Origin of the sequence: Streptomyces sp. Y2F8-2, assembly GCF_014905555.1 — a bacterium.
Taxonomy (GTDB): Bacteria; Actinomycetota; Actinomycetes; order Streptomycetales; family Streptomycetaceae; genus Streptomyces; species Streptomyces cynarae.
Genome location: NZ_BNGS01000007.1, coordinates 274506 through 299923, shown reverse-complemented (window position 1 = coordinate 299923; position 25418 = coordinate 274506). Strand labels below are relative to the sequence as shown.

Annotated in this window: 23 protein-coding genes; 20 read left to right on the top strand and 3 right to left on the bottom strand. The window is 69.6% G+C overall.

What is annotated here, in order from left to right:
- The first annotated feature begins 206 nt into the window (after positions 1 to 206).
- The 3 genes from SY2F82_RS24595 (at position 207) to SY2F82_RS24585 (ending at position 3743) form a co-directional block, all read left to right on the top strand.
- On the top strand, positions 207 to 1901 hold the full coding sequence (locus SY2F82_RS24595; RefSeq protein ID WP_200421341.1) for a site-2 protease family protein: 1695 nt from the start codon (positions 207 to 209) through the stop codon (positions 1899 to 1901).
- A gap of 56 nt (positions 1902 to 1957) precedes the next feature.
- Entirely contained in the window at positions 1958 to 2860 is a 903-nt protein-coding gene (locus SY2F82_RS24590) for a tRNA (adenine-N1)-methyltransferase (protein ID WP_103839091.1), read from the top strand.
- A gap of 298 nt (positions 2861 to 3158) precedes the next feature.
- Complete coding sequence (locus SY2F82_RS24585) at positions 3159 to 3743, top strand: hypothetical protein (RefSeq protein ID WP_200421340.1); 585 nt, start codon at positions 3159 to 3161, stop codon at positions 3741 to 3743.
- Between the two features lie 36 nt (positions 3744 to 3779).
- Here the strand turns inward: SY2F82_RS24585 and SY2F82_RS24580 are convergent, their stop codons facing one another.
- A complete protein-coding gene (locus tag SY2F82_RS24580) occupies positions 3780 to 4085 on the bottom strand; it encodes a ferredoxin (RefSeq protein ID WP_103839089.1) in 306 nt (101 codons plus the stop codon).
- A 243-nt stretch (positions 4086 to 4328) separates the two neighbouring features.
- On the opposite strand from SY2F82_RS24580, the gene arc reads away from it, so the two are divergent.
- From arc to prcA, 6 genes are all read left to right on the top strand, one after another.
- Positions 4329 to 6095, top strand: coding sequence for a proteasome ATPase (gene arc / locus SY2F82_RS24575; RefSeq protein WP_200421339.1), 1767 nt, complete (start codon positions 4329 to 4331; stop codon positions 6093 to 6095).
- A gap of 234 nt (positions 6096 to 6329) precedes the next feature.
- Positions 6330 to 7841 (top strand): depupylase/deamidase Dop, encoded by a 1512-nt coding sequence (gene dop, locus SY2F82_RS24570; RefSeq protein ID WP_374707203.1) that lies wholly within the window; start codon positions 6330 to 6332, stop codon positions 7839 to 7841.
- A 188-nt stretch (positions 7842 to 8029) separates the two neighbouring features.
- Positions 8030 to 8248 (top strand): ubiquitin-like protein Pup, encoded by a 219-nt coding sequence (locus SY2F82_RS24565; protein WP_200421338.1) that lies wholly within the window; start codon positions 8030 to 8032, stop codon positions 8246 to 8248.
- A 166-nt stretch (positions 8249 to 8414) separates the two neighbouring features.
- Positions 8415 to 8903, top strand: coding sequence for an endonuclease VII domain-containing protein (locus SY2F82_RS24560; protein ID WP_236041768.1), 489 nt, complete (start codon positions 8415 to 8417; stop codon positions 8901 to 8903).
- Positions 8855 to 9700 (top strand): proteasome subunit beta, encoded by an 846-nt coding sequence (gene prcB, locus SY2F82_RS24555; protein WP_200421336.1) that lies wholly within the window; start codon positions 8855 to 8857, stop codon positions 9698 to 9700. The genes SY2F82_RS24560 and prcB overlap by 49 nt, the downstream gene beginning before the upstream one ends.
- Positions 9701 to 9761: 61 nt before the next feature.
- Positions 9762 to 10523 carry a proteasome subunit alpha gene (prcA, locus tag SY2F82_RS24550; RefSeq protein WP_200421335.1) on the top strand — a complete coding sequence of 254 codons (762 nt, stop codon included), beginning with the start codon at positions 9762 to 9764 and terminating at the stop codon, positions 10521 to 10523.
- A gap of 105 nt (positions 10524 to 10628) precedes the next feature.
- Here the strand turns inward: prcA and SY2F82_RS24545 are convergent, their stop codons facing one another.
- Positions 10629 to 11642, bottom strand: a complete 1014-nt coding sequence (locus SY2F82_RS24545) for a LacI family DNA-binding transcriptional regulator (protein ID WP_200421334.1) — start codon at positions 11640 to 11642, stop codon at positions 10629 to 10631.
- Positions 11643 to 11794: 152 nt separating this feature from the next.
- Here SY2F82_RS24545 and SY2F82_RS24540 point away from each other — a divergent pair, with 152 nt between their 5' ends.
- From SY2F82_RS24540 to SY2F82_RS24490, 11 genes are all read left to right on the top strand, one after another.
- On the top strand, positions 11795 to 13054 hold the full coding sequence (locus SY2F82_RS24540; RefSeq protein WP_200421333.1) for an MFS transporter: 1260 nt from the start codon (positions 11795 to 11797) through the stop codon (positions 13052 to 13054).
- A gap of 9 nt (positions 13055 to 13063) precedes the next feature.
- Positions 13064 to 14425 carry a Pup--protein ligase gene (gene pafA, locus SY2F82_RS24535; RefSeq protein WP_019754142.1) on the top strand — a complete coding sequence of 454 codons (1362 nt, stop codon included), beginning with the start codon at positions 13064 to 13066 and terminating at the stop codon, positions 14423 to 14425.
- 222 nt (positions 14426 to 14647) lie between these two features.
- Positions 14648 to 15652: an FKBP-type peptidyl-prolyl cis-trans isomerase gene (locus SY2F82_RS24530; protein WP_200421332.1), complete on the top strand. Its 1005-nt coding sequence runs from the start codon at positions 14648 to 14650 to the stop codon at positions 15650 to 15652.
- Positions 15653 to 15722: 70 nt separating this feature from the next.
- Positions 15723 to 16094, top strand: coding sequence for an FKBP-type peptidyl-prolyl cis-trans isomerase (locus SY2F82_RS24525; RefSeq protein WP_103839080.1), 372 nt, complete (start codon positions 15723 to 15725; stop codon positions 16092 to 16094).
- 358 nt (positions 16095 to 16452) lie between these two features.
- Complete coding sequence (locus tag SY2F82_RS24520; RefSeq protein WP_200421331.1) at positions 16453 to 17406, top strand: YafY family protein; 954 nt, start codon at positions 16453 to 16455, stop codon at positions 17404 to 17406.
- Between the two features lie 17 nt (positions 17407 to 17423).
- On the top strand, positions 17424 to 18452 hold the full coding sequence (locus SY2F82_RS24515) for a YafY family protein (protein ID WP_200421330.1): 1029 nt from the start codon (positions 17424 to 17426) through the stop codon (positions 18450 to 18452).
- Positions 18453 to 18529: 77 nt separating this feature from the next.
- Positions 18530 to 18790, top strand: coding sequence for a CpXC domain-containing protein (locus tag SY2F82_RS24510; RefSeq protein WP_236041782.1), 261 nt, complete (start codon positions 18530 to 18532; stop codon positions 18788 to 18790).
- A gap of 11 nt (positions 18791 to 18801) precedes the next feature.
- Positions 18802 to 18996 carry a hypothetical protein gene (locus SY2F82_RS24505; protein WP_200421328.1) on the top strand — a complete coding sequence of 65 codons (195 nt, stop codon included), beginning with the start codon at positions 18802 to 18804 and terminating at the stop codon, positions 18994 to 18996.
- Positions 18997 to 19418: 422 nt separating this feature from the next.
- Positions 19419 to 19700, top strand: coding sequence for a Sec-independent protein translocase subunit TatA (gene tatA, locus SY2F82_RS24500; RefSeq protein ID WP_200421327.1), 282 nt, complete (start codon positions 19419 to 19421; stop codon positions 19698 to 19700).
- Between the two features lie 47 nt (positions 19701 to 19747).
- Positions 19748 to 20698, top strand: coding sequence for a twin-arginine translocase subunit TatC (gene tatC / locus SY2F82_RS24495; protein WP_200421326.1), 951 nt, complete (start codon positions 19748 to 19750; stop codon positions 20696 to 20698).
- A gap of 111 nt (positions 20699 to 20809) precedes the next feature.
- Positions 20810 to 23662 (top strand): RNA helicase, encoded by a 2853-nt coding sequence (locus tag SY2F82_RS24490; RefSeq protein ID WP_200421499.1) that lies wholly within the window; start codon positions 20810 to 20812, stop codon positions 23660 to 23662.
- Between the two features lie 82 nt (positions 23663 to 23744).
- On the opposite strand, the gene atzF is transcribed toward SY2F82_RS24490, so the two are convergent.
- The gene (atzF, locus tag SY2F82_RS24485; RefSeq protein ID WP_200421325.1) at positions 23745 to 25412 is read right to left on the bottom strand and encodes an allophanate hydrolase; all 1668 of its coding nucleotides are present in this window, start codon (positions 25410 to 25412) and stop codon (positions 23745 to 23747) included.
- Positions 25413 to 25418: the final 6 nt, after the last annotated feature.

Genomic DNA, 25418 nt, shown 5'->3' with positions numbered 1-25418 from the left:
GACCACAGACCATACGGCCCACCACTGACAGTGACCCAGCCACCATCCGGCCCGAGCACCCACCGACGGGCCGGGAAAGACCCGACCACGGGCAGAACGGAGGGGTGCCGGGGCGGAACACGACGCGACGGCCGCATACCATCGACACCGGACCCTCCCACCCGGCACGACCGGGGCCGGGGAGACGCATCGATCGAGGGGACAGCGTGGACGAGAGCGGCGGGAGCGCACAACCGCGCCCCGGCAACAACGGGGAGCCCCACGACACGCCCCGCGAGGAATCACCCAGTCCCGCCCAGCCCCCCACCGAGCCCGCGGCACCCACCACCGCGACCCCGGGACCCGATGACGAGCACACGCCGTCCCCCCACGGGCCCACCGCACCCACCACAGCCCCTGGCGCGCCCGGCGACGAGGACCCCGCGCCCGCCGGACCGCCGACCCCGCCCCCACCCGGCGGCGAAGCCACGACACCGGCCCCCACCCAGCTGCCCGCCGCCGACGACGGCAGCACCCCGCAGCCCCCGGCGAACGGCGCCCCCGACACCCGGGCGGACAACCACTCCGCACCCCGGCCGGCACCCCCTCACTCCGACGGCCCAACCACCCCCCAACCGCACACCGACCACCGCCAGGCACCCCCCGCGGACACCCACCCCGCCCCCCGGAACCCGCACAGCCACACGCCCGAGCGCACCACCGCCCACACAGGCGCCCCCGGCCAAGGACGCCCCCCGCAGCGCCCCAAGGACCCCGGCGGCGGCATCCTCATGGGACGGCCCTTCGGCGTCCCCGTCTACGTCGCGCCCAGCTGGTTCCTCGTCGCCGCACTGATCACCTGGGTGTTCGGCGGACAGCTCGACCGCGTCCTCCCCGAACTCGGCGCCGCCCGCTACCTCGTCTCCCTCTTCTTCGCCGTCGCCTTCTACGCCTCCGTCCTCGTCCACGAACTGGCCCACACCGTCGCCGCCCTCCGCTTCAAACTCCCGGTACGCCGCATCCAGCTCCAGTTCTTCGGCGGCGCCTCCGAGATCGAGAAAGAAGCCGAGACCCCCGGCCGCGAATTCGTCCTCGCCTTCGTCGGCCCCCTGCTCTCCCTCGCCCTCGCCGGGATCTTCTACCTCGCCCTCAAGCCCGTCGAACCCGGCACCGTCCCCGGCGTCCTCCTCGCCGGCCTCATGGTCTCCAACCTCATCGTCGCCGCCTTCAACCTGCTCCCCGGCCTCCCCCTCGACGGCGGCCGCATGCTCCGCGCCATCGTCTGGAAGATCACCGGCCGCCCCATGAGCGGCACCGTCGCCGCCGCCTGGGTCGGCCGCGCCCTCGCCCTCGCCGTCCTCATCGGACTGCCCCTGCTCACCCAGTCCGGCGCCCTCGGCTCCACCGCCGAGGACAACGTCGGCATGGACACCGTCACCGACGCCCTGCTCGCCGCCATCCTCGCCGCGATCATCTGGACCGGCGCAGGAAACAGCCTGCGCATGGCCCGCCTGCGCGAGCACCTCCCCGAACTGCGCGCCCGCACCCTCACCCGCCGCGCCGTCCCCGTCGAGACCGACACCCCCCTCTCCGAGGCCCTGCGCCGCGCCAACGCCGTCGGCGCCCGCGCCCTCGTCGTCGTCGACGCCCACGGCCAGCCCCTCTCCCTCGTCCGCGAGGCCGCCATCGTCGGCGTACCCGAACACCGCCGCCCCTGGGTCCCCGTCAGCGGCCTCGCCCAGGAACTCACCGACGGCATGCGCGTCTCCGCCGAACTCGCCGGAGAAGACCTCCTCGACGCCCTGCGCGCCACCCCCGCCACCGAATACCTCGTCGTCGAGGACACCGGCGAGATCTACGGCGTCCTCTCCGCCGCCGACGTCGAACGCGCCTTCGTCAAGGCCATGGCCCGCCCCAGCTGAGCCCAGTGCCACCGGGCATGGTCGGCGGCCCCCTCAGGTGCCGGTAGGCTGGTCACATGTCCGAACCGACCGGTGCCGCCCGCCGTCGCGGGCCCTTCAAGGTCGGGGACCAGGTACAGCTGACCGACCCCAAGGGCCGCCACTACACGTTCACGCTCGAAGCGGGAAAGAACTTCCACACCCACAAGGGCTCCTTCCCGCACGACGAACTGATCGGCGCACCCGAGGGCAGCGTTGTCCGCACCACCGGGAACGTCGCCTACCTCGCGCTGCGCCCCCTGCTCCCCGACTACGTCCTGTCCATGCCCCGCGGGGCAGCCGTCGTCTACCCGAAGGACGCGGGGCAGATCCTCGCCTTCGCCGACATCTTCCCCGGCGCCCGCGTCGTGGAGGCCGGCGTCGGCTCCGGCTCGCTCAGCACCTTCCTGCTGCGCGCCATCGGCGACCAGGGCATGCTGCACAGCTACGAGCGCCGCGCCGACTTCGCCGAGATCGCCCAGGCCAACGTGGAACGCTACTTCGGCGGCCCCCACCCCGCCTGGCAGCTCACCGTCGGCGACCTCCAGGACAACCTGTCCGACACGGATGTCGACCGCGTCATCCTCGACATGCTCGCTCCCTGGGAATGCCTCGAGGCCGTCTCCAAGGCACTCGTCCCCGGCGGCATCGTCTGCTGCTACGTCGCCACCACCACCCAGCTCGCCCGGACCGTCGAGTCCATCCGCGAGATCGGCTGCTTCAACGAGCCGACCGCCTGGGAGACCATGATCCGCAACTGGCACATCGAGGGCCTCGCCGTCCGCCCCGACCACCGCATGATCGGGCACACCGGCTTCCTCCTCACCGCCCGCCGCCTCGCCGACGGCGTCGAGCCGCCCATGCGCCGCCGACGCCCCGCCAAGGGCGCCTACGGCGAGGACTACACCGGCCCCAACGCCGACGGAGGCACCGGCCGCTGACCCCGGCCCCCACACAGCCCCCAACACACCAGCGCCGTGGCCGAGTTCCCGCACGCCTCGCGGAACTCGACCACGGCGCTCACGCGTTCAAGCACACACACCCACACACGCCCACCCGCCGAAGCACACACACGCGCACACACCCACCCACTGGCGCGGCCATCCCTCTCCACCCCCGGCGCACACGGAAACTGACGCACCACCAGCAGTGCCCACCCCGCAGTTCCCCCGCACTGTGACGTGTGGCACGATGCGGGGCACCCCCACCGGCACAGCCCTCACAGGAGACACCTCCCCCGTGCAGCACTCCGCCGTCCCGGAACTGGCTCACACCACCACCCGGCCCATCCACTGGGTTGCCACCGCCGCCGCAGTCTCCGGCGTGATCGCCCTGTCCTCCGTGCTGCAGCCGGGCGCCGCAACGGCGGCCCAACCCGACACCGGGACCAAGGCCGCCCCCGCCGCCACGGCACCCCCCGACCCCGCCAGGGCCGACTTCCCCCTCGACTGCGGCCCCACCAAGCTCCTCGTCGTCAAGAAAGCCACCGGCGACCTGGACGGCGACGGCCGCCCCGAAACCGTCGTCGTCGTCCACTGCGACGCCGGCATGGGCACCCCACCCGACGGCCTCTACGTCCTCACCCAGGCGGCGGGCACCACCACACCCCGCGTCGTCGCCACCCTCGTCGACCCGAAGGACCGCAACACCGTCACCGACTTCGCCGTCCGCGACGCCGCCGTCACCGCAACCCTGCTCGGCTACTCCTCGCCCGACGTACCGAGTTGCTGTCCCGACGTCAAAGACGACGTCAAGTGGCAGTGGAAGAACGGCGCATTCCTCCGCACCGCCGCCGACGGCAGCCGCAAAGCCTCGACAGTGTGAGAAAAGAGACACGGCTGACCTGAGGTGGCCGAGTGATCACGCAGCGTCCGGGCCGTACACCTCCACCCTGTCCGAAACCCGACGCACATGGATGCACTCGCCAGGACACTCCCTCGCCGAATCCACCACGTCCCCGACCAGCGGCAGCGGCACTCGCGTCGCAGCACCCCTGACCTGCAGAAGCTCCTCGTCCGGCCCCTTCACATAAGCCAGACCGTCGATGTCCAGCTCGAAGACCTCCGGCGCGTACTGGGCACAGATGCCGTCACCGGTACACAGGTCCTGGTCGATCCAGACCTCCAGCTCCTCGCCGCCGACACCGGCCTCCTGCTGCACGGTCATCTCCCCTGCCGTTGACTGCGCAGAGCCCCGGGAATCCGGCCAGCTCTGACGGGTGTTGAACACCCCGACCCTACCTTCGGCCGCTTCCCAATCATGTTCGGTGGGTATTCCCCTGGCGTGAGGGAGAGCGCAAGGGTGAAGATCGGACACACCCCGACAGTCTTTGTGATCTAGGGGTTTCAATCGACACCCACCCAGGTAGGGTCTGGAAGCGTCCAGCTCCCCTTGGAGGAGGTGAGGACCGTGGCAGCCCACGACGACGACATGAACCGCGGCATCCGCCCGGGACGAGGGTCCGACGACCCTGCCGGGCAGATCGCCTACCTTGAGCAGGAGATCGCCGTCCTGCGACGCAAGCTCGCCGACTCTCCGCGGCACACGAGGATTCTCGAAGAGCGGATCGTCGAGCTGCAGACCAATCTGGCCGGCGTGTCCGCGCAGAACGAGCGGCTCGCCAACACGCTCCGTGAGGCCCGCGACCAGATCGTGGCCCTCAAGGAGGAAGTCGACCGGCTCGCACAGCCACCGGCCGGCTTCGGTGTCTTCCTGCAGGCGAACGAGGACGGCACCGCCGACATCTTCACCGGAGGCCGCAAACTCCGCGTGAACGTCAGCCCCAGCGTGGACCTCGACGAGCTCCGCCGCGGCCAGGAAGTAATGCTCAACGAAGCGCTCAACGTGGTCGAAGCCATGGAGTTCGAGCGCGTCGGGGACATCGTCACCCTCAAGGAAATCCTCGAGGACGGCGAGCGCGCCCTGGTGCTCGGGCACACCGACGAGGAACGGGTGGTACGGCTCGCCGAGCCGCTGCTGGACGTCACCATCCGCCCCGGCGACGCCCTCCTGCTCGAACCCCGCTCCGGCTACGTCTACGAGGTCGTCCCCAAGAGCGAGGTCGAAGAACTCGTCCTCGAAGAGGTACCCGACATCGGCTACGAGGCGATCGGCGGCCTCGCCGGCCAGATCGAAGCCATCCGCGACGCGGTCGAGCTCCCGTACCTCTACCCCGACCTCTTCAAGGAGCACGAGCTGCGCCCGCCCAAGGGAGTCCTCCTCTACGGACCCCCCGGATGCGGCAAGACCCTCATCGCCAAGGCCGTGGCGAACTCCCTCGCCAAAAAGGTCGCCGAAGTGACCGGCCAGGCCGCCGGCAAGAGCTTCTTCCTCAACATCAAGGGCCCCGAGCTCCTGAACAAGTACGTCGGCGAAACCGAACGACAGATCCGCCTCGTCTTCCAGCGAGCCCGTGAAAAGGCCAGCGAGGGCACCCCCGTCATCGTCTTCTTCGACGAAATGGAATCCCTCTTCCGCACCCGCGGCTCCGGCGTCAGCTCGGACGTGGAGAACACCATCGTCCCCCAGCTCCTCGCCGAGATCGACGGTGTGGAAGGCCTGCAGAACGTCGTGGTCATCGGCGCCTCCAACCGCGAGGACATGATCGACCCCGCCATCCTGCGCCCCGGCCGCCTCGATGTGAAGATCAAGATCGAACGTCCGGACGCCGAAGCCGCCAAGGACATCTTCGGAAAGTACCTCACCGAAAACCTCCCCCTGCACGCCGACGACGTCAGCGAACACGGAGGCGACAAGGGCGCCACTGTCCAGGCCATGATCCAGACCGCCGTGGAACAGATGTACGCCGAGTCCGACGAGAACCGCTTCCTGGAAGTCACCTACGCCAACGGCGACAAGGAAGTCCTCTACTTCAAGGACTTCAACTCCGGCGCCATGATCGAAAACATTGTCGGCCGCGCCAAGAAGATGGCAATCAAGGACTTCCTCGAACACAACCAGAAAGGCCTCCGCGTCTCCCACCTCCTCCAGGCGTGCGTGGACGAGTTCAAGGAGAACGAGGACCTGCCCAACACCACCAACCCCGACGACTGGGCCCGAATCTCCGGAAAGAAGGGCGAGCGGATCGTCTACATCCGTACCCTCATCACCGGAAAGCAAGGCGCAGACACCGGACGCTCCATCGACACGGTGGCAAACACCGGTCAGTACCTGTAAAAGCAAGGGCGGCTGCGGGTGCCCCCACCGGGTACCCGCAGCCCACTGCTTTTCGGGCCACGGCTGGAGCACAGCAATGACGCAAATGATCTCCCCACCAGCGCAAAGGCGTTCTAGGCTCTTTGTTACCGCCGCGTCGCGCCGTGCGGGGACGGGCACCGCACGCGCACCGGAGCACCAGCGGTATCTGAGCGCCGCCCCCGACCGAGGGCGCCGCCGGGCAAGGAGGGCCGCATGACCGTACGGCGAGTAATGGGCATCGAGACGGAGTACGGCATCTCCGTCCCCGGCCACCCCAACGCCAATGCCATGCTCACCTCGTCCCAGATCGTCAACGCCTACGCGGCAGCGATGCACCGGGCCCGCCGGGCCCGCTGGGACTTCGAGGAAGAAAACCCGCTGCGGGACGCGCGAGGCTTCGACCTCGCCCGCGAGGCCGCCGACGCCAGCCAGCTCACCGACGAGGACATCGGCCTCGCCAACGTCATCCTCACCAACGGCGCACGGCTCTACGTCGACCACGCACACCCCGAATACAGCGCCCCCGAGGTGACCAACCCCCGCGACGCCGTCCTCTGGGACAAAGCCGGCGAACGCATCATGGCAGAAGCCGCGGAACGAGCAGCCCAGCTCCCCGGCGCCCAACCCATCCACCTCTACAAGAACAACACCGACAACAAGGGCGCCAGCTACGGCACGCACGAGAACTACCTGATGAAGCGGGAAACCCCCTTCTCCGACATCGTGCGCCACCTCACCCCCTTCTTCGTCTCCCGCCAGGTCATCGCCGGCGCCGGCCGCGTCGGTATCGGCCAGGACGGCCACGAACACGGCTTCCAGCTCAGCCAGCGCGCCGACTACTTCGAAGTCGAGGTCGGCCTCGAGACGACACTCAAGCGGCCCATCATCAACACCCGCGACGAACCCCACGCGGACGCGGAGAAATACCGCCGCCTCCACGTGATCATCGGCGACGCGAACCTCTCCGAGATCTCGACATACCTGAAGCTCGGTACGACGGCCCTGGTCCTGTCCATGATCGAGGACGGCTTCATCGCCGTGGACCTCGCGGTCGACCAGCCCGTACGCACCTTGCACCAGGTCTCCCACGATCCGACGCTCAAGCGCCTGATCACCCTGCGCAGCGGCCGCACACTCACCGCCGTCCAGCTCCAGATGGAGTACTACGAGCTTTCCCGCAAGTACGTCGAGGAGCGGTACGGCGCCGACGCGGACGACCAGACCAAGGACGTCCTGTCCCGCTGGGAGGACACCCTCAACCGCCTCGAGCACGATCCGATGAGCCTGGCGGGAGAGCTGGACTGGGTCGCCAAACGAGAGCTCATGGAGGGCTACCGGCGCCGCGACGGTCTCGACTGGGACGCCGCGAAGCTCCACCTCCTCGACCTCCAGTACGCCGACGTACGCCCCGAGAAGGGCCTGTACAACCGCCTCACGGCCCGCGGGCGCATGAAGCGCCTCCTGGACGAGACAGAGGTCGAGCGGGCCCGTACGAAGCCACCGGAGGACACACGCGCCTACTTCCGCGGCCGCTGCCTCGAGCAGTACGCGGACGACGTCGCCGCCGCCTCCTGGGACTCGGTCATCTTCGACCTCCCAGGCCGGGACTCCCTGCAGCGCGTTCCAACCCTGGAACCGCTACGCGGAACGCGTAATCACGTCAAGGAGCTCCTGGACCGCTGCCGCACGGCCGAGGACCTGGTCAGGGTCCTGTCAGGCGGCTGAGGGGTACTCGGACGAGCCCGGCCGCCCGGGGTGTAAATCCCGGCGACCGGGAATCATCGAGGTGGTCCCCGCACGTTGGAGTAACTGCGGGGCCGTTGTCGGACCCGGCTAGTAGGGTCTGATCACCACCGATCGGCAGGAAAGCCGACCTGTCGACCATGTCGGGCGAACTGAGCGGGGTGAGGGTTATGGCGACCAAGGACACCGGCGGCGGCCAGCAGAAGGCCACGCGCTCCACCGAGGAGATCGAGGAGCAGGAGCAGGAGGCTCAGGCTTCGGGGGATCTCAAGGAGCGGCACGAGAAGCTGAGCGACGATGTGGACTCCGTCCTGGACGAAATCGATGACGTACTCGAGGAAAATGCCGAGGATTTCGTGCGAAGCTTCGTGCAAAAGGGTGGAGAGTGAAGGTCTGAAGTAGCTTTTCCCTTCGGATCGAAATTGGCGGGGGACGGGAGTGGCTACAGAGCCGTCCGCAAAGCGATGCACGAGCTGCGAGAGGGAATCGCCCCTCGCTGCCTTCGCGCGGGACAGGAATGGGCGTGACGGTCTTCAGGTCCGGTGCCGGGAGTGCGTGGCCGAGTACAGTGCCGCGCACTACCGGCGCCGCCGGGCGGCCATGGGCAAGCAGGTGCGCGAGAAGGTCGAGGTCCCGCCGGGGGACAAGCTCTGCCGGACTTGTGGCCAGGTCAAGCCGCACAGTGAGTGGCATCGCAACGCGACCGCGTCGGACGGCCTGTCGACGCGCTGCAAGGCGTGCCGGGCGGTTCAGGGGCGGCAAGGTCACCTGAAGCGTCAGTACGGCATCACCGAGGCCGAACGTGACGAGTTGATCGCCTCGCAAGCAGGCGTCTGTTGCATATGTCCATCGGCCCCGGCAGCGCATGTGGATCACTGCCACCAGACGGGTAGGGTCCGTGGCGTACTGTGCTTCAGCTGCAATGCCGCACTGGGGCAGTTCAAGGATCGGCCCGACGTCATAAGGCGGGCTGCGACATACGTGGAAGGAAACGCGTGGAAGCCAATCCTCGTAGCACCGGGCGTCTACCAGCTGCCTTCCTGACGCCTGGCTCGTCGTCCTTCATGGACTTCCTGTCGGAGCACCAGCCCGAGCTGCTGCCCGGCAACCGGCAGCTGCCGCCCACGCAGGGCGTGATCGAGGCTCCGCACGGCACCACCATCGTGGCCACGACGTTCCCGGGGGGCGTCGTGCTCGCGGGTGACCGCCGGGCGACCATGGGCAATGTGATCGCGCAGCGGGACATCGAGAAGGTGTTCCCGGCGGACGAGTACTCGGCCGTGGGCATCGCCGGCACGGCGGGTCTCGCCGTCGAGATGGTGAAGCTGTTCCAGCTGGAGCTGGAGCACTTCGAGAAGGTCGAGGGCGCGCAGCTGTCCCTGGAGGGCAAGGCGAACCGTCTGTCGACCATGATCCGTTCCAATCTGGGCATGGCCATGCAGGGTCTTGCCGTGGTTCCGCTTTTCGCCGGTTATGACCTGGACCGTGGCAAGGGTCGCATCTTCTCCTATGACGTGACGGGCGGTCGTTCCGAGGAGCACGGCTTCGCGGCCACGGGTTCCGGTTCGATCTTCGCGCGTGGTGCCATGAAGAAGCTCTACCGTGAGGATCTGACCGAGGAGCAGGCCACGACCCTGGTGGTTCAGGCCCTGTACGACGCGGCGGACGACGACTCGGCGACCGGTGGTCCCGATGTCGCTCGCCGGATCTATCCGATCGTCACCGTGATCACCGAGGACGGCTTCCGCCGGCTGAGCGACGAGGAGTCGTCCGAGATCGCCCGCTCGATCCTGGAGCGGCGTCTGGAGCAGCCCGACGGTCCGCGGGCCGCGCTGCTCTGACGGCGGGACCGGTTGTTATCAGGGTGATCGTGTGACTTCGACAGAAAGGGACGGATAACCGGTGTCGACGCCGTTCTATGTCTCCCCCCAGCAGGCCATGGCCGACCGGGCGGAGTACGCCCGCAAGGGCATCGCGCGCGGCCGCAGTCTGGTCGTGATGCAGTACGCCGACGGCATCGTGTTCGTCGGTGAGAACCCGTCCCGTGCGCTGCACAAGTTCAGTGAGATCTACGACCGGATCGGTTTCGCGGCCGCCGGCAAGTACAACGAGTACGAGAACCTGCGGATCGGTGGTGTGCGTTACGCCGACCTGCGTGGTTACACCTACGACCGTGATGACGTGACCGCCCGTGGTCTGGCGAACGTCTACGCGCAGACGCTGGGCACGATCTTCTCGAGTGCGGCGGAGAAGCCGTACGAGGTGGAGCTGGTGGTCGCCGAGGTGGGGGAGACCCCGGAGGGTGATCAGATCTACCGTCTGCCGCATGACGGGTCGATCGTGGATGAGCACGGTTCGGTGGCGGTCGGCGGCAATGCCGAGCAGATCAGCAGTTTCCTCGATCAGCGTCATCGTGACGGGATGACGTTGGCGGAGGCGTTGAAGCTGGCGGTGCAGGCGCTGTCGCGTGACACGAACGGCAGTGAGCGGGAGATTCCGGCGGAGCGGCTGGAGGTCGCGGTGCTGGACCGTACGCGACCGCAGAAGCGCAAGTTCAGGCGGATCACCGGCCGTCAGCTGTCGCGTCTGTTGCAGGCGGACGGTGCGTCGACGGCGGCGGAGGCGGAGGCGGAGGCCGACGCGGACGCCGAGTCGGAGGAGTAGGTCGCCTCACTCGTGTGACGGTATGACCGTTTGACGGTATGACGCTGCGCGCCCCGCCCGTTTCGGGTTGGGGCGCGCAGCGTTGTGCTCCCGGGTGTTCGCGAGTCACTGGCGCGGTGGTGCTGTGGAGCCTCGTACGACCAGTTCGACGGGGATGTCGCGCTGCTCGGGGGTGCGGCCTTCCAGGACCGCCAGCAGTGCCTGCATGCCGCGTTCTCCGAACAGTTCGGCGTCCAGTCGTACGGTCGTCAGTTCGGGGTCGATGGCGGTGGCGAGGGCCAGGTCGTCGAGGCCGGTGACGGAGAGGTCGTCGGGGATGCGCAGGCCGAGGCGGCGGGCGGCTTTGTAGGCGCCGGCGGCGAGTTTGTCGTCGTCGCAGACGAGGGCGGTGGGGCGGGGGCCCGGGGTGGCGAGGGCGGTTTCGGCGGCGGTGCGGGCGCCTTCGATGGAGATGGGGGCGTGGGTGGTGCGCAGGGTGGTGCCGGGGACGGTGCCGAGGCGTGCCGCGAGTTCCTGTGCGCGTATCCGGAAGGTCCAGGAGGGGATGTCGGCGGCGAGGTGGAGGAAGTGCCGGTGGCCGAGACCGAGGAGGTGTTCGGCTACCTGGCGTACTCCGTCGGTGATGTCGAGGTTGACGGTTGCTGCGCCGGGGCTGCCTTCGGGGTCGCTGTCGAGCATGACGAGGGGGAGTTGGTCGCCGTGGATGGCGGTGAGGGCGTCGGCGGCCATGGAGGAGGCGATGACGCCGTCGAGGGCGGCTTGTGCGGAGTGGAAGGGGTCTCTGGCGGGTCCGACGCCTTCGGGTGAGGGGTAGAGGACGACGCCGAAGCCGTGGTCGGCGGCGATGCGGGCGGCGCCGGTGTAGACGCCGGCGAAGAATTCGGTGGTGAGGGCGGGTACCACCAGCAGGACTGTGCGGGTGTGGCCGAGGCGGAGGTTGCGGGCGGCGAGGTTGGGCCGGTAGCCGAGTTCTCGTGCGGCCTGTCGGACGCGTTCGGCGACGGGTTCGGAGACGCGTCCGCGCCATTTGTCGCCGAGGACGAGGGAGACGGCTGCCTGGGAGACGCCGGCGGCCTGGGCGACATCGCGGCTGGTGGGTCGCGTGCTACCTGGTGGCACGGTGGGCGTGCTCCTTCGTACGGGTTGGCGGGTCGGCCGTCGTGTGGACTGCGGGTCAGCGCTCATGGTACGTATGACGGGCGACGTTATACGTAAAACTTCACCCGTCGCGGGTACGGAGAAGCGGGGTGGGGCCGGGAGAAGGGACGCGCATGGCCGCGGGATACGTGGAGATCCTCAGGGCGAGGCATGCGGCCCGCCTGCTGGTGGGGACGCTGGTGGGCCGGTTGCCCAACGCGGTGGCGGCGATCGTCGTGGTGCTGTTCGTGCGCTCCGAGGGCGGCACGTACAGCCTCGCGGGGGCGCTGGCCGCGGTGTACGGGGTGGCCAACGCGGTGGGGCAGCCGGTGCTGGGGCGGCTGGTCGATCTGCACGGGCAGCCTCGGGTGCAGCTGCCGGCGGCTGTGGTGTCCGCCGCCGCCATGACGGTGTTCGCGCTGACGGGTCTGGAGCCGATCGCCGTGGCGTATGCCGCGATGGTGGTGGCGGGGCTGTTCACGCCGCCGCTGGAGGGCGGTCTGCGGGCGCTGTGGCCGGTGGTGCTGCGCCGGGAGGAGCAGGTGCACACGGCCTATGCGATGGACGCGGTGGCGCAGGAGGTGATGTTCACCGTCGGGCCGCTGCTGGTGACGTTGTGTGCGTCGTTGTGGTCGGCGCGTGTGGCGGTGGTGGTGCTGAACGTCGTCGGGGTGCTGGGTGCGTTGTCGGTGGTGGTGTCGCCGCCGTCGCGTGCGTGGCGGTCGGCGCCGCGTGAGGCGCACTGGCTGGGGGCGTTGCGCTCGCGGGGGCTGCTGGTGCTGCTCGGGGCGTTCCTGTTCGTGGGGATGGCGTTGGGTTCGATCGCGGTGGCGGCCGTGTCGTACGCCGATGGTCATGGGGGCGACGGGGTGTACGGCTGGCTGATGGCGGCGATCGGCTTGGGTGCTCTAGTCGGGGGTTCGGTGTACGGGGCGCGGCGGTGGCCGGGCGCGCCGGAGCGGCGGTTGCGTGTGCTGGTGGCGCTTTTGGCGCTGTGTTATCTGCCGCTGATGCTGATGCCGGGTGTGGTCGCGATGGTGGGGCTGACCGCGGTGGCGGGGGTGTTCCTGGCGCCGTGTATCGCGTGTGCGTTTGTGCTGGTGGACCGGCATGCGCCGAGGGGTACGGTGACGGAGGCGTTCTCGTGGCTGGTGACGACGTTCACGGTGGGTGCGTCGGTCGGGACGGGCGTCGCGGGGCCGGTGGTGCAGGCGGGTGGCGCGCTGTGGGGTTTCGCCGTGCCGGGGGCCGCGGGGGCCGTGTCGCTGCTGGTCCTGGTGGTCGCGGGGCGGGTCCTCGCAGCTCCCGCCGGGGGCGGGGTGGTTGCGGGTTCACCGGAAAATGATCCAAACCGTGCTGTCGAACCCCGTTTCAGCTCAGGGGATCGGGCGTAATGTTCAGTCATGGACCGCCGCATTTTCGGGCTGGAGAACGAGTACGGCGTCACGTGCACGTTCAGGGGACAGCGCCGTCTGTCGCCTGACGAGGTGGCGCGGTACCTCTTCCGCCGTGTCGTGTCATGGGGCCGCAGCAGCAATGTGTTTCTGCGCAACGGGGCCCGTCTCTATCTCGACGTGGGCTCGCATCCGGAATACGCGACACCCGAATGTGACAACGTGATCGAACTGGTCACCCACGACAAGGCCGGCGAGCGCATTCTCGAGGGGCTGCTGGTCGACGCCGAACGCCGCCTGCACGAGGAGGGAATCGCGGGCGACGTCTACCTCTTCAAGAACAACACGGACTCGGCGGGCAACTCCTACGGTTGTCACGAGAACTATCTGGTGGCGCGACACGGGGAGTTCTCCCGGCTCGCGGACATCCTGATTCCGTTCCTGGTCACCAGGCAGCTGCTGTGCGGTGCCGGCAAGGTGCTGCAGACCCCGCGCGGGGCGGTGTACTGCGTGAGTCAGCGGGCCGAGCACATCTGGGAGGGTGTCAGCTCGGCGACGACCCGTTCCCGGCCGATCATCAACACGCGGGACGAGCCGCACGCGGACGCGGAGCGTTACCGCCGTCTGCATGTCATCGTCGGCGATTCCAACATGTCCGAGACGACGATGCTGCTGAAGGTCGGCGCGACCGATCTGGTGCTGCGCATGATCGAGGCGGGCACGGTGATGCGTGACCTCACCCTGGAGAACCCGATCCGGGCGATCCGCGAGGTCAGCCACGACATCACGGGCCGCCGCAAGGTGCGCCTGGCCAGCGGCCGGGAGGCCTCCGCGCTGGAGGTGCAGCGGGAGTACTACGAGAAGGCCGTGGACTTCTGCGAGCGCCGCGGTATCCGGACGGGCACGGTCGAGCAGGTGCTGGAGCTGTGGGGCCGTACGCTGGACGCGATCGAGTCGGAGGATCTCGACCGGATCGGTACCGAGATCGACTGGGTGATGAAGTACAAGCTCATCGAGCGGTACCGGGCCAAGCACAACATGACGATGTCGCATCCTCGGGTGGCGCAGATAGACCTCGCCTACCACGACATCCACCGTCGTCGCGGCCTGTACTACCTGCTGGAGAAGAAGGGCCAAGCCGCCCGGATCTGCAACGACTTGAAGATCTTCGAGGGCAAGTCGGTTCCGCCGCAGACCACTCGCGCGCGGCTGCGCGGTGACTTCATCCGGCGGGCGCAGGAACAGCGCCGTGATTTCACGGTCGACTGGGTGCATCTGAAGCTCAACGACCAGGCACAGCGGACGGTGTTGTGCAAGGACCCGTTCCGTTCGGTGGACGACCGGGTGGAGAAGCTGATCGCCGGAATGTGATACCGGGATCTGAGAGCCGCGTTTCGCGTGTGTCACCGGAACGCCACACGGGCGCCGTACGTTTGCCGTACGGCGCCCTTCTTTCGCCGGCAGTGCTGTCCCGGGGGGCAACCCCCGGACCCCCGGCCGAAACTGAAGCGGGCCGGAACCCGGATCGGCACCCAAACGTCAGTAAGGTAGCGCGCACGCCATCCATCAAGATCGACCGATTGAGGCCCCATCGTGCGCCGACGCTCTCTTCTTCTTGCCGCTGTGCCCGCCGGGCTGGTGACCGTCGCCGGATGCGGTGACGACAAGTCCGGCAAGGGTGCGGGAGGTACCAGTTCGTCCCCCGCGCCCTCGGCGACGTCGGCCGCTCCGCCGCCGAAGATCGTCGAGGGGCCGTTGCCGACGATCACCGCCGGGACGAAGTTCGACGAGAAGCCGACTGTGGCGAAGGGGTCCGGCTCGCCCTCCAAGGACCTGGCGGTCAAAACGGTGATCGCCGGCGGCGGGCAGACGGTCGCGGAGAACGACTACATCCAGGCGAACTACCTGGGCCAGATCTGGGACACGGCCAAGGTCTTCGACAACTCCTACGACCGCAAGACGCCGCTGGTGATCCAGCTCGCCCAGGGCGGCATCATCGACGGCTGGCGGTATGCGCTGGCGGGGAAGAAGGTCGGCAGCCGGGTGTTGATGGCGGTACCCCCGACCTGGGGGTACGGCACGCAGGGCAACCCGCAGGCGGGCATCAAGGGCACCGACACGCTGGTGTTCGTGGTGGACGTGCAGAACACGTTCAACGCGAAGAGCTCCGCCAAGGGCGAGGCGGTGGCGCAGAGCGACTCCGACCTGCCGAAGGTGGGCACGAACACCGACGGCAAGGCGCCGTCCATCGACGTGCCGAAGGCGAAGCCGCCGACGGGGCTGGTCGCGAAGTACGTCATCGAGGGCGACGGCGACGAGGTCAAGGCGGACAACACCGTTCTCGTGCAGTACAAGGGCGTGCTGTGGGACACCGGCAAGGAGTTCGACTCCACGTACGGCCGTGGCCAGCTGGCGTCGTTCTCGCTCCAGCAGGTCGTCAGGGGCTGGGCGCAGGGGCTGACCGGGAAGAAGGTGGGCAGCCGTGTGCTCGTCGTCATCCCGCCGAAGCTGGGGTACGGGGACAACCCGCCGAGCGGCAGCGGCATCAAGAAGGACTCCACGCTGGTCTTCGTGGTGGACATCCTGGCGAAGATGTAAGCCCTGCAGGGATGTGAGAGTGTCGGTGGTGCCGCAATGGCCTCAACACGAAACAGCAGGAGCTTTTGACGTGAGCATCGAGAAGCCCGAGATCGACTTCCCGGGCGGCGAGCCCCCGGCCGACCTCGAGATCAAGGACATCTGGGAGGGTGACGGCCCGGAGGCCAAGGCGGGCGACACCGTCTCCGTCCACTACGTGGGCGTCGCCTTCTCCACCGGTGAGGAGTTCGACGCTTCCTGGAACCGCGGTACGCCGCTGAAGTTCCAGCTGGGTGTCGGCCAGGTCATCAAGGGCTGGGACCAGGGCGTCCAGGGCATGAAGGTCGGCGGCCGCCGCCAGCTGACGATTCCCCCGCACCTGGCCTACGGCGACCGTGGCGCGGGCGCCCGGATCAAGCCGGGCGAGACGCTGATCTTCGTCTGCGACCTGGTCGCGGTCTGACCGAGGCACCGGTCGCCCGACCGCCGCCGGGCCGGGCCCGGCGGCGGAACCCCTGTCGGCCGCCGGGGGCCGTCCGGCAGCCGCTGTGCGGGGCCGCGGAAGCGGTCACCCGGCGGCTGCGAAGGTGATCCGGCCGCGAAGCCGCCTCCGGCGGGGCGGCTTCGAGGTGTGCCTCCGGCAGTCTGCGGGGCGGCCGAGGCCGGGTCGGCCGCGGACGGTGCGGGAGGCTGCCTGGAGGCGACCGGAAACGATCAGCTGGGTCCATGCCTGTGCGGGCGTGGGCCCTCGGCTTTTGCCGGGGTGCTCGCGGGCGGTACGGTCGTCCGTCGTAAGCACCATGGGGAGGCGAAGGGCGTCGATGGCCATTGCCAAGGCCGAGCGGCTGATGAATCTGGCGCTGTGTCTGCTCGGGACGCGGCGGCCGCTCAGCAAGCGTGAGCTGCGCGAGTCCATCGAGGCCTATCTGGAAGCAGGGTCCGACGACTCCTTCAACCGCATGTTCGAGCGGGACAAGGACGACCTGCGTGAGCTCGGACTCGTGATCGAGACCGTGGAGAACCTCGAGGGCGAGGTCGGCTACCTGGCGCGCCGCGACAGCAACCGCCTTCCGCCCATCACTCTCGACGCCGAGGAGGCCGCCGCGCTCGGCCTGGCCGCCAAGGTGTGGCAGCAGGCCCGGCTCGCCGGTGCAGCGAGCGGCGCCCTGCAGAAACTGCGCGCCGCCGGTCTGCCCGAGGACGTCGACCCGTACGAGGTCCACGGCGCCCTGGAACCCCGCATCCCCGTGCACGAGGCCGCGTTCGAGCCGCTGATGCTGGCCTGCCGGGACCGCCGCCCCGTCGTGTTCGACTACCGCAAGGCCACCGCCGCCCACCCCGAACAGCGCCATGTCGAACCCTGGGCGCTGGAGTGCTGGCGCGGCCACTGGTACCTGGCGGGCTGGGACCGCGACCGGGGAGCCGAGCGTGTCTTCCGGCTCTCGAGGATCACCGGCAAGGTGCGCAGCCGCGGCGGCGCCTTCACCGCCCCGGTGCCCGACGTGGTCACCGTCCGTGAGACCGTGGCGAGCTGGGCGGGGGAGACCGCCGACCGTTCGGCGCGGATCCGGCTGCGCAAGGACGCGGGGTACCCCCTTCGGGCGAAGGCCACCTCCGTGCGGGAACTCGGTGACGGCTGGGACGAGTTGGAGATCCCGTACGGGCACGGCCTCGACGCCTGGCTGGTGGAGTTCGGGCCCGACGTGGTGGTCCTGGAGCCGGCGGAGCTGAGGGCCGACGTGGTGGACCGGCTGCGCGCCGTGGCCAAGGGCTGAGGGGGAGAGGTACGACCGTGGCAGGCAAACCGGCCAGACCAGCGAACGCCATCGACCAGACCCGGCGGCTGCTGTCCCTGGTGACGTATCTGAGGGAGCGTCCCGGGGCGCGCGTCGAGGACGTCGCCCGGGCGTTCGGCATCACCGAGGAGGAGCTGGTCTCGGACCTCGACGTGCTGCCCATGTGCGGCACCAGCTTCCGCGGCGGCGACCTCCTCGACATCGACACCGACGGCGAGCGCATCTGGTGGCACAACCCGGCCGCTCTCGGCGCGGACGCGGCCGAGCCCCTGCGGCTGGCGGCGGACGAGGCGACCGCGCTGCTGGTGGCCGCCCGGGCCGTGGCCACCCTGCCGGGGCTGCGGGAGAGCGACCGGCAGGCGCTGCTGCGCGCCACCGCCAAGGTGGAGACCGCCGCCGGCGAGGCGGCGGGCGCCAGCTCCCGGCTGTCGGTGACGTTCGAGTCCGAGGGCGGTGTCTTCGCCGACGTCGACCGGGCCATCTCCGAGCGCCGCCGCCTGTGGATCCGCTACTACTCGCCGGCCCGCGACGAGGTCACCGAGCGCGAGATCGACCCGATCCGCCTGGTCAGCGTCGGCCACACGTACGTGGAGGCGTGGTGCCGCCGCTCCGAGGCGCGCCGCACCTTCCGGCTCGACCGGGTCGCCGAGATCAAGATCCTCGACGAGCCGTCGGCGCCTCCGGAGGTCGAGCTGCGGGACCTGTCCGAAGGGCTCGTCCAGCCCGCCGCCGAGGACCCCGAGGTGGTCGTCGAGGTCGGACCGGGCGGTCGCTGGGTCGCCGAGTACTACCCGCACGACAGCGCGGACGAGCTGCCGGACGGCGGGCTGCGTATCACCTTGCGGACCCCCGACCCGGCGTCACTCAGACGGCTGGCGCTGCGGCTCGGACGGGACGGCCGGATCGTGTCGCCGCAGGACCTCGCGGACAGCGCCCGCCGGGCGGCCCGCGAGGCGCTCGCGGCGTACGACGGGCCGGATCCGGTTCAGGACGGGCTGTACGACAGGCAGGAGCAGCAGCTGTGAGCACGTGGGCGATGTCTGGTGCCTCGGAGCAGTCGGAAGCGTCGGCCGGTGCGCCGCAGGCGCCGGGGGCCGCGGAGATGTCGGTGCGGACGGCGTTCGCCGGGATGAGGCGGGTGGCCGACGTGGTGTTCCGGGCCGGCTGCCCGGACTGCCGCGCCCGTTTCGAGCTGGGGGCGAGCGCCCTGCGGCTGGCCATCGGCGCCACCAGCAAGACCACGTTCTACTCCTTCACGTGCCCCGAGTGCGGCGCATCCGTCCGCAAGCCGGCCGGGGAGCGCATCGTCGAACTGCTCACCGGGGGCGGGGTGCGGACCCTGCGGCTGCACTCGACCCTCTAGGCTCTTACGTCATGTTCTGGCCGATGCTCGCGATCGCCCTGGGGTTCCTGGGGCTCGCCGTTCTGGGTGTGTTCGCCGTCCGGGTCTTCCTGGAGGCCCAGCGCCTCGGGCGGCAGGTCGCCGACTCGGCGCGCCGGATCAACCGTGCCGCGGAGGACCTGGAACGGGCGGCCGTGGGCGCGGCGCGGGCCGCGGACCGGATATGAATCCGCCACAGCTCGGCAATCCCGCCGCAGCTCGGCAATCCGCCTCACGCCGCGCATCGCCTCCCGCCGCCGATCCGCCTCACGCCGGCAATGGCGTCACGACGGTGATCCGCATCCGCCGGTTCTCCGGCGCATGCCCTTCTCCGCCGCACGCCGTGCCGCGACGGTGTTCCGTGGATCCGGTAAGAGGGGCCGCAAGAGGCGCAATGAGTCACTTCGCCCTGTCTACTTCCCACTGCGTACAGGTACGCTGCTGGTCGCGGCCCGGAGAACGAGGCGCGGTCCGCAGACCGGGAGTACGCACAGGGATTGCCTCACGTTCACCCCTGAGCGTTACGATCGCTGCACGGCTGTCGGACATTTGTCCGATTGGCCGAACAGCACCCCCACCCAATGCCGCCTCGGTGAGAAGGTAAAGACTTATGTTCGGAAGGCTCGGAGCCCCCGAGATCATTCTCATCCTCGTCGTCATCATCCTGCTGTTCGGCGCGAAGAAGCTTCCGGACATGGCGCGCTCCCTCGGCAAGTCCGCGCGCATCCTGAAGAGCGAGGCCAAGGCGATGAAGGAGGAGGGCAAGTCCTCCGCGCCGGCCGGCCCGCCGAACGACGAGCAGCCCCCGGCCCAGCGCACCATCCAGGCCGCTCCCGGCGACGTGACCAGCGCCCGCCCGGTCAACGAGCCGACGGACACGACCCAGCGCTGACGGGAGGACCGGAGTTCCCGGTCCACTGCACGAGATGAGGATGTGGGTTGCTCAAGTCTGCCCGCAAACAGGAGAGGGACCCCGAGGGGCGGATGCCCCTCGCGGAGCACCTGCGTGAACTGCGCAACCGGCTCGCCAAGGCCATGCTGGCCATCATCGTGGTCACGGTCGTCGCCGCCTTCTTCTACAACGACATCATCAACTTCCTCACCAAGCCGATCCTCGACTCGGTCGGGTGCGGGAAGAGCTTCGAGGAGCTGGCGAGGTCCTCGAGCCACAACCAGCAGTGCGCGCGGATCACGATCAACGGTCTGCTCGCGCCGTTCACCCTGGCACTGCAGGTCTCGCTGATGGCCGGTGTGGTGTTCGCCTCCCCGGTCTGGCTCTACCAGCTGTGGGCGTTCGTCGCGCCGGGTCTGCACCGGCACGAGAAGAAGTACGCCTACGGGTTCGTCGGCACCGGTGTCCCGCTCTTCCTCGGCGGCGGGTTCTTCGCCTACAAGGTGCTGCCCACCACCGCGAAGGTGCTGATCGACTTCACGCCGTCCGGCGTCGACAACCTGCTGCCGCTGGACGACCTGCTGCAGCTCGTCACACGCATGGTGGTCGTCTTCGGGCTGTCCTTCGAGCTGCCCCTGCTGTTGATCATGCTCAATCTCACCGGGGTGCTCAGCGGGACGCGCATGCTCGGCTGGTGGCGCGCCATGATCCTGGGCATCACGGTCTTCGCGGCCGTGGCCACCCCCAGCACCGACCCCCTCTCCATGCTGGCGCTGGCCGGGCCGATCTGGGTGCTGTACTTCGGCGCGGTCGCCTTCTCGCTGCTCAACGACCGCCGCAAGCAGCGGCGCGAGGCCGAGGGACCCGCCGACGACGAGGCCTCCGAACTGGATCTCACGCCCGAGGACATCGGCGAGGTCGAGAGCGTCACCGCGACCCGGGCACTGCCCCAGGCGCCGAGCACGGACCGGGTCAACGGGTATGACGACGTGACGTGACCGCGCGGAAGCGGCATGTGAGGTGCTGACCGACGGCCGTGGGGCCCCGCCGAGGACATCGGCGGGGCCCCACGGCCGTCCGCGCCCCGGTCCGTGCCCGTGATCCGCATAATGATCGTCCTGTTGTCAGTGGCTCCCGGTACGCTCGAAAGCACGATGACAGAGGACCTCTCCCCGGCCGAGCGGTACGCGGCAGCCCGTAGGCGCGCTGCCGAGCAGGCCACCGCGCTCGCCTCCTTCCGCGAGATGTACGACTTCGGCCTCGACCCCTTCCAGATCGAGGCCTGTGAGTCGCTCGAGGCCGGCAAGGGCGTGCTGGTGGCCGCGCCCACCGGCTCCGGCAAGACGATCGTCGGCGAGTTCGCCGTCCACCTCGCCCTCAAACAGGGCAAGAAGTGCTTCTACACGACACCCATCAAGGCGCTGTCGAACCAGAAGTACAACGACCTGTGCCGCCGCTACGGCACACAGAAGGTCGGCCTCCTCACCGGCGACAACAGCGTCAACTCCGACGCGCCGATCGTCGTGATGACCACCGAGGTCCTGCGGAACATGCTGTATGCGGGCTCGCAGACCCTCCTCGGCCTCGGCTATGTCGTCATGGACGAGGTGCACTACCTCTCCGACCGCTTCCGCGGCGCCGTCTGGGAGGAAGTGATCATCCACCTCCCGGAGTCGGTGACGCTGGTGTCGCTGTCGGCGACCGTGTCCAACGCGGAGGAGTTCGGCGACTGGCTGGACACCGTCCGCGGCGACACGGAAGTGATCGTCTCCGAGCACCGGCCCGTGCCGCTGTTCCAGCACGTGCTGGCCGGCCGCCGGATGTACGACCTGTTCGAGGAGGGCGAAGGACACCGCAAGGCCGTCAACCCCGACCTCACGCGCCTGGCCCGCATGGAGGCCAGCCGCCCCATGTTCCAGGACCGCAGGCGTGGCCGCGCCATGCGCGAGGCCGACCGCGAACGGGAGCGCAGACAGCGCGCCCGGGTGTGGACACCGAGCCGGCCCGAGGTCATCGAACGGCTGGACGCCGAGGGCCTGCTGCCCGCGATCACGTTCATCTTCAGCCGCGCCGCCTGCGAGGCCGCCGTCCAGCAGTGCCTCTACGCCGGCCTCAGGCTCAACGACGAGGAATCGCGGGAACAGGTGCGCGCCCTCGTCGAGGAGCGCACGGCCTCCATCCCTCCCGAGGACCTGCACGTCCTCGGCTACTACGAGTGGCTGGAAGGCCTCGAGCGCGGCATAGCGGCCCACCACGCGGGCATGCTGCCCACGTTCAAGGAGGTCGTCGAGGAACTGTTCGTCCGCGGCCTGGTGAAGGCCGTGTTCGCCACCGAGACCCTCGCGCTCGGCATCAACATGCCCGCGCGCTCCGTGGTGCTGGAAAAGCTCGTCAAGTGGAACGGCGAACAGCACGCCGACATCACCCCCGGCGAGTACACCCAGCTCACCGGCCGTGCCGGCCGCCGCGGCATCGACGTCGAGGGCCACGCGGTGGTGCTGTGGCAGCGCGGCATGAGCCCGGAGCACCTCGCGGGCCTCGCCGGGACGCGCACCTACCCGCTGCGCTCCAGCTTCAAGCCGTCGTACAACATGGCCGTCAACCTGGTCGAACAGTTCGGCCGGCACCGCTCCCGCGAACTCCTCGAGACCTCCTTCGCGCAGTTCCAGGCCGACAAGTCGGTCGTCGGCATCTCCCGCCAGGTGCAGCGCAACGAAGAGGGCCTCCAGGGCTACAAGGAGGCCATGACCTGCCACCTCGGCGACTTCGAGGAGTACGCCCGGCTGCGCCGCCAGCTCACGGACCGCGAGACCGAGCTGGCCCGCCAGGGCGCCGCCCAGCGCCGCGCGGAGGCCGCCGTCGCCCTGGAGAAGCTCAAGCCAGGTGACGTCATCCACGTCCCCACCGGCAAGTACGCGGGTCTGGCCCTGGTCCTCGACCCCGGCCTGCCCGCCGGCCGCGCAGGCGGCCACCGGGGCCTGGAGTACCAGGACGGCCCGCGCCCGCTCGTCCTCACCGCCGAACGGCAGGTCAAGCGGCTGGCCGCGATCGACTTCCCGGTACCCGTAGAACCGCTGGAGCGGATGCGGATCCCCAAGTCCTTCAACCCGCGCTCCCCGCAGTCCCGCCGGGACCTCGCCTCCGCGCTGCGCACCAAGGCCGGGCATATCCCGCCGGAGCGGCACCGCAAGCGGCGCTCCCAGGCGGCCGACGACCGCGAGATCGCCCGGCTGCGCGCCGCGCTCCGCGCCCACCCCTGCCACGGGTGCAACGACCGTGAGGACCATGCCCGTTGGGCCGAGCGCTACCACCGGCTGCTGCGCGACACCAAGCAGCTGGAACACCGCATCGAGGGCCGGACGAACACGATCGCGCGTACGTTTGACCGGATCGTGGCGTTGCTCACCGAACTGGACTACCTGCGCGGCAACGAGGTGACCGAGCACGGCAAGCGGCTCGCCCGGCTCTACGGCGAACTGGACCTGCTCGCCAGCGAATGCCTGCGCGAACGCGTCTGGGAGGGGCTCGCTCCCGCCGAACTCGCCGCGTGCGTCTCCGCGTTGGTGTACGAGGCCCGGGTCGGCGACGACGCGATGGCGCCGAAGCTGCCCTCGGGCAAGGCCAAGGCCGCGCTCGGCGAGATGGTGCGGATCTGGGGCCGTCTGGACGCCCTGGAGGAGGAGTTCCGCATCAACCAGACCGAGGGCGTCGGCCAGCGCGAACCCGACCTCGGGTTCGCCTGGGCCGCGTACATGTGGGCCAGTGGAAAGGGGCTGGACGAGGTCCTGAACGAGGCGGAGATGCCGGCCGGCGACTTCGTGCGGTGGTGCAAGCAGGTGATCGACGTCCTGGGGCAGATCGCGGCGGCTTCTCCTGTGGAGGGCTCGACCGTGGGCAAGGCCGCGCGCAAGGCGGTTGATCAGTTGCTGCGGGGTGTTGTCGCCTACTCGTCGGTGGGATGAGAGTCGTCGGGCGGGTGCGGGTCTTCTGTGGTTGTTCGCGCCCACGCGGCGGAGCCGGCCAATGTCACAGCCCCGCGCCCCTTCAGGCCCGTTGACCCTGCCTCCGAGTCACATACGTCCGCCAGCTGCCGTACTCCGTGATGTCCTCCGTGTCGGTCAAGGCGCTGGGTTCGCACAAGAAGCCCGGGACTCGGCTTCCATCCGCCAGTTCCACGCTGCCCAGCGTCATCGGGCGGGGGAGAGCGGTGAGCAGGCGGCCCAGCCCCTCTGCGGGCAGGCGCCAGACCTCCGTCTCGATCGCCGCTCCGCCCTCGCCGACGTGCACCAGGCCCGGCTTCGGCGGATCGGTGCGCAGGGCGTGCAGGCGGTAGACGGGGGCCGTGGTCGTCGTACGGTCCAGCCGGGCGCCCAGTGCCAGGAGTTGGGGGTTCAGGGGCTGGCCCGACAGGTGTGCGCCCACCACGGCCACAGACGACTCCGGTTCCAGCACTCGGGCGATCCGGGCCAGCCGTTCGTCCGTGAACGCCGGGCCGATCAGCATCACGCCGAACGGCAGTCCGTTCACCTCGCCCGCCGGGACGGCCACCGCCGCCAGATCGAACAGGTTTGTGGAGTTGGTGAAGCGGCCCAGACGGGCGTTGGCGCCCACTGGGTCCGCGGCGACCTCGGCGAGCGTGGGGTGCCCCGGGGCGGTGGGCAGCAACAGGGCGTCCGCGTCGGCCAGTTCCGCCAGGGCGCGGGCCCGCAGGGCGGCCAGGCGGGCCTGGTCGGCGAAGAGCTGGTGGGCCGGGATGTCGCGGGCGCGGGTGATGATGCCGGCGACCGTCGGGTCGAGCCCCGCACCACCCTCGGCGATCAACTTGTCGACAAAGCTCCCGACCGCCGTATACCGCTCCGCCACGAACGCGCCCTCGTACAACATCGCGGCGGCCTCCGTGAAGGGGGCCAGGTCGATGCTTCGCACCTCGGCGCCCGCGTCGGCGATCCGGGCGACCGTGGCCTCGTAGGCCTCCGCCCAGCCCTCGTCCAGTTCGCCGAGGTCGGCGAGCGGGGGGACCGCGATGCGCCACGGGCCCGGGGCCCGCTGGGGGAGCGGCGGGAGTACGCGGTCGGGCGGTGAGGCCATGTGGGCCAGGGCCTGCTCGGCCTCCGGGAGCGTACGGGCGAACACCGTGACGCAGTCGATCGAGGCGCAGGCCGGTACGACACCGGTCGTGGGGACGAGGCCACGGGTGGGCTTCAGGCCGACGATGCCGTTGAAGGCGGCCGGGACGCGGCCCGAGCCCGCGGTGTCGGTACCCAGGGCGAAGTCGACGATGCCCAGCGCTACGGCTACGGCTGAGCCGGAACTGGAGCCGCCGCTGATCCGTGCTGGATCACAGGCATTGCGGACGGCGCCGTAGGGGGAGCGCGTCCCCACCAGACCGGTTGCGAACTGGTCCAGGTTCGTTGTGCCGATCACTATGGCGCCGGCTTCGCGTAGGCGTGCCACGGCCGGGGCGTCTTCTTCGGGTGCGTACGCGTAGGCCGGGCAGCCCGCTGTGGTGGGCAGGCCCTTGACGTCGATGTTGCCCTTCACCGCGAAGAGCCTGCCGGCCAAGGGGAGGTGTTCGCCTGCGGCCACTCGGGCGTCGATGGCGCTTGCTTCGGCTTCCACCGCTTCCTGGGGGCGGAGGCCGATCCAGATTTCGGGGCGGTTGACGGTTTCCGTACGGGCGTAGGCGAGGCGGACTCGTGTGAGGGTCGACATCTGTGC

Bases quoted from the DNA above. Each gene is read 5' to 3' on its own strand.
- pafA (WP_019754142.1), top strand. From the start codon at position 13,064: ATGGACCGCCGCATTTTCGGGCTGGAGAACGAGTACGGCGTCACGTGC.
- SY2F82_RS24580 (WP_103839089.1), bottom strand. From the start codon at position 4,085: ATGACCGTGCAGCAGGAGGCCGGTGTCGGCGGCGAGGAGCTGGAGGTC.
- SY2F82_RS24540 (WP_200421333.1), top strand. From the start codon at position 11,795: ATGGCCGCGGGATACGTGGAGATCCTCAGGGCGAGGCATGCGGCCCGC.
- SY2F82_RS24510 (WP_236041782.1), top strand. From the start codon at position 18,530: ATGTCGGTGCGGACGGCGTTCGCCGGGATGAGGCGGGTGGCCGACGTG.
- tatA (WP_200421327.1), top strand. From the start codon at position 19,419: ATGTTCGGAAGGCTCGGAGCCCCCGAGATCATTCTCATCCTCGTCGTC.
- SY2F82_RS24490 (WP_200421499.1), top strand. From the start codon at position 20,810: ATGATCGTCCTGTTGTCAGTGGCTCCCGGTACGCTCGAAAGCACGATG.
- SY2F82_RS24590 (WP_103839091.1), top strand. From the start codon at position 1,958: ATGTCCGAACCGACCGGTGCCGCCCGCCGTCGCGGGCCCTTCAAGGTC.
- SY2F82_RS24505 (WP_200421328.1), top strand. From the start codon at position 18,802: ATGTTCTGGCCGATGCTCGCGATCGCCCTGGGGTTCCTGGGGCTCGCC.
- atzF (WP_200421325.1), bottom strand. From the start codon at position 25,412: ATGTCGACCCTCACACGAGTCCGCCTCGCCTACGCCCGTACGGAAACC.
- SY2F82_RS24520 (WP_200421331.1), top strand. From the start codon at position 16,453: ATGGCCATTGCCAAGGCCGAGCGGCTGATGAATCTGGCGCTGTGTCTG.
- dop (WP_374707203.1), top strand. From the start codon at position 6,330: ATGACCGTACGGCGAGTAATGGGCATCGAGACGGAGTACGGCATCTCC.
- SY2F82_RS24565 (WP_200421338.1), top strand. From the start codon at position 8,030: ATGGCGACCAAGGACACCGGCGGCGGCCAGCAGAAGGCCACGCGCTCC.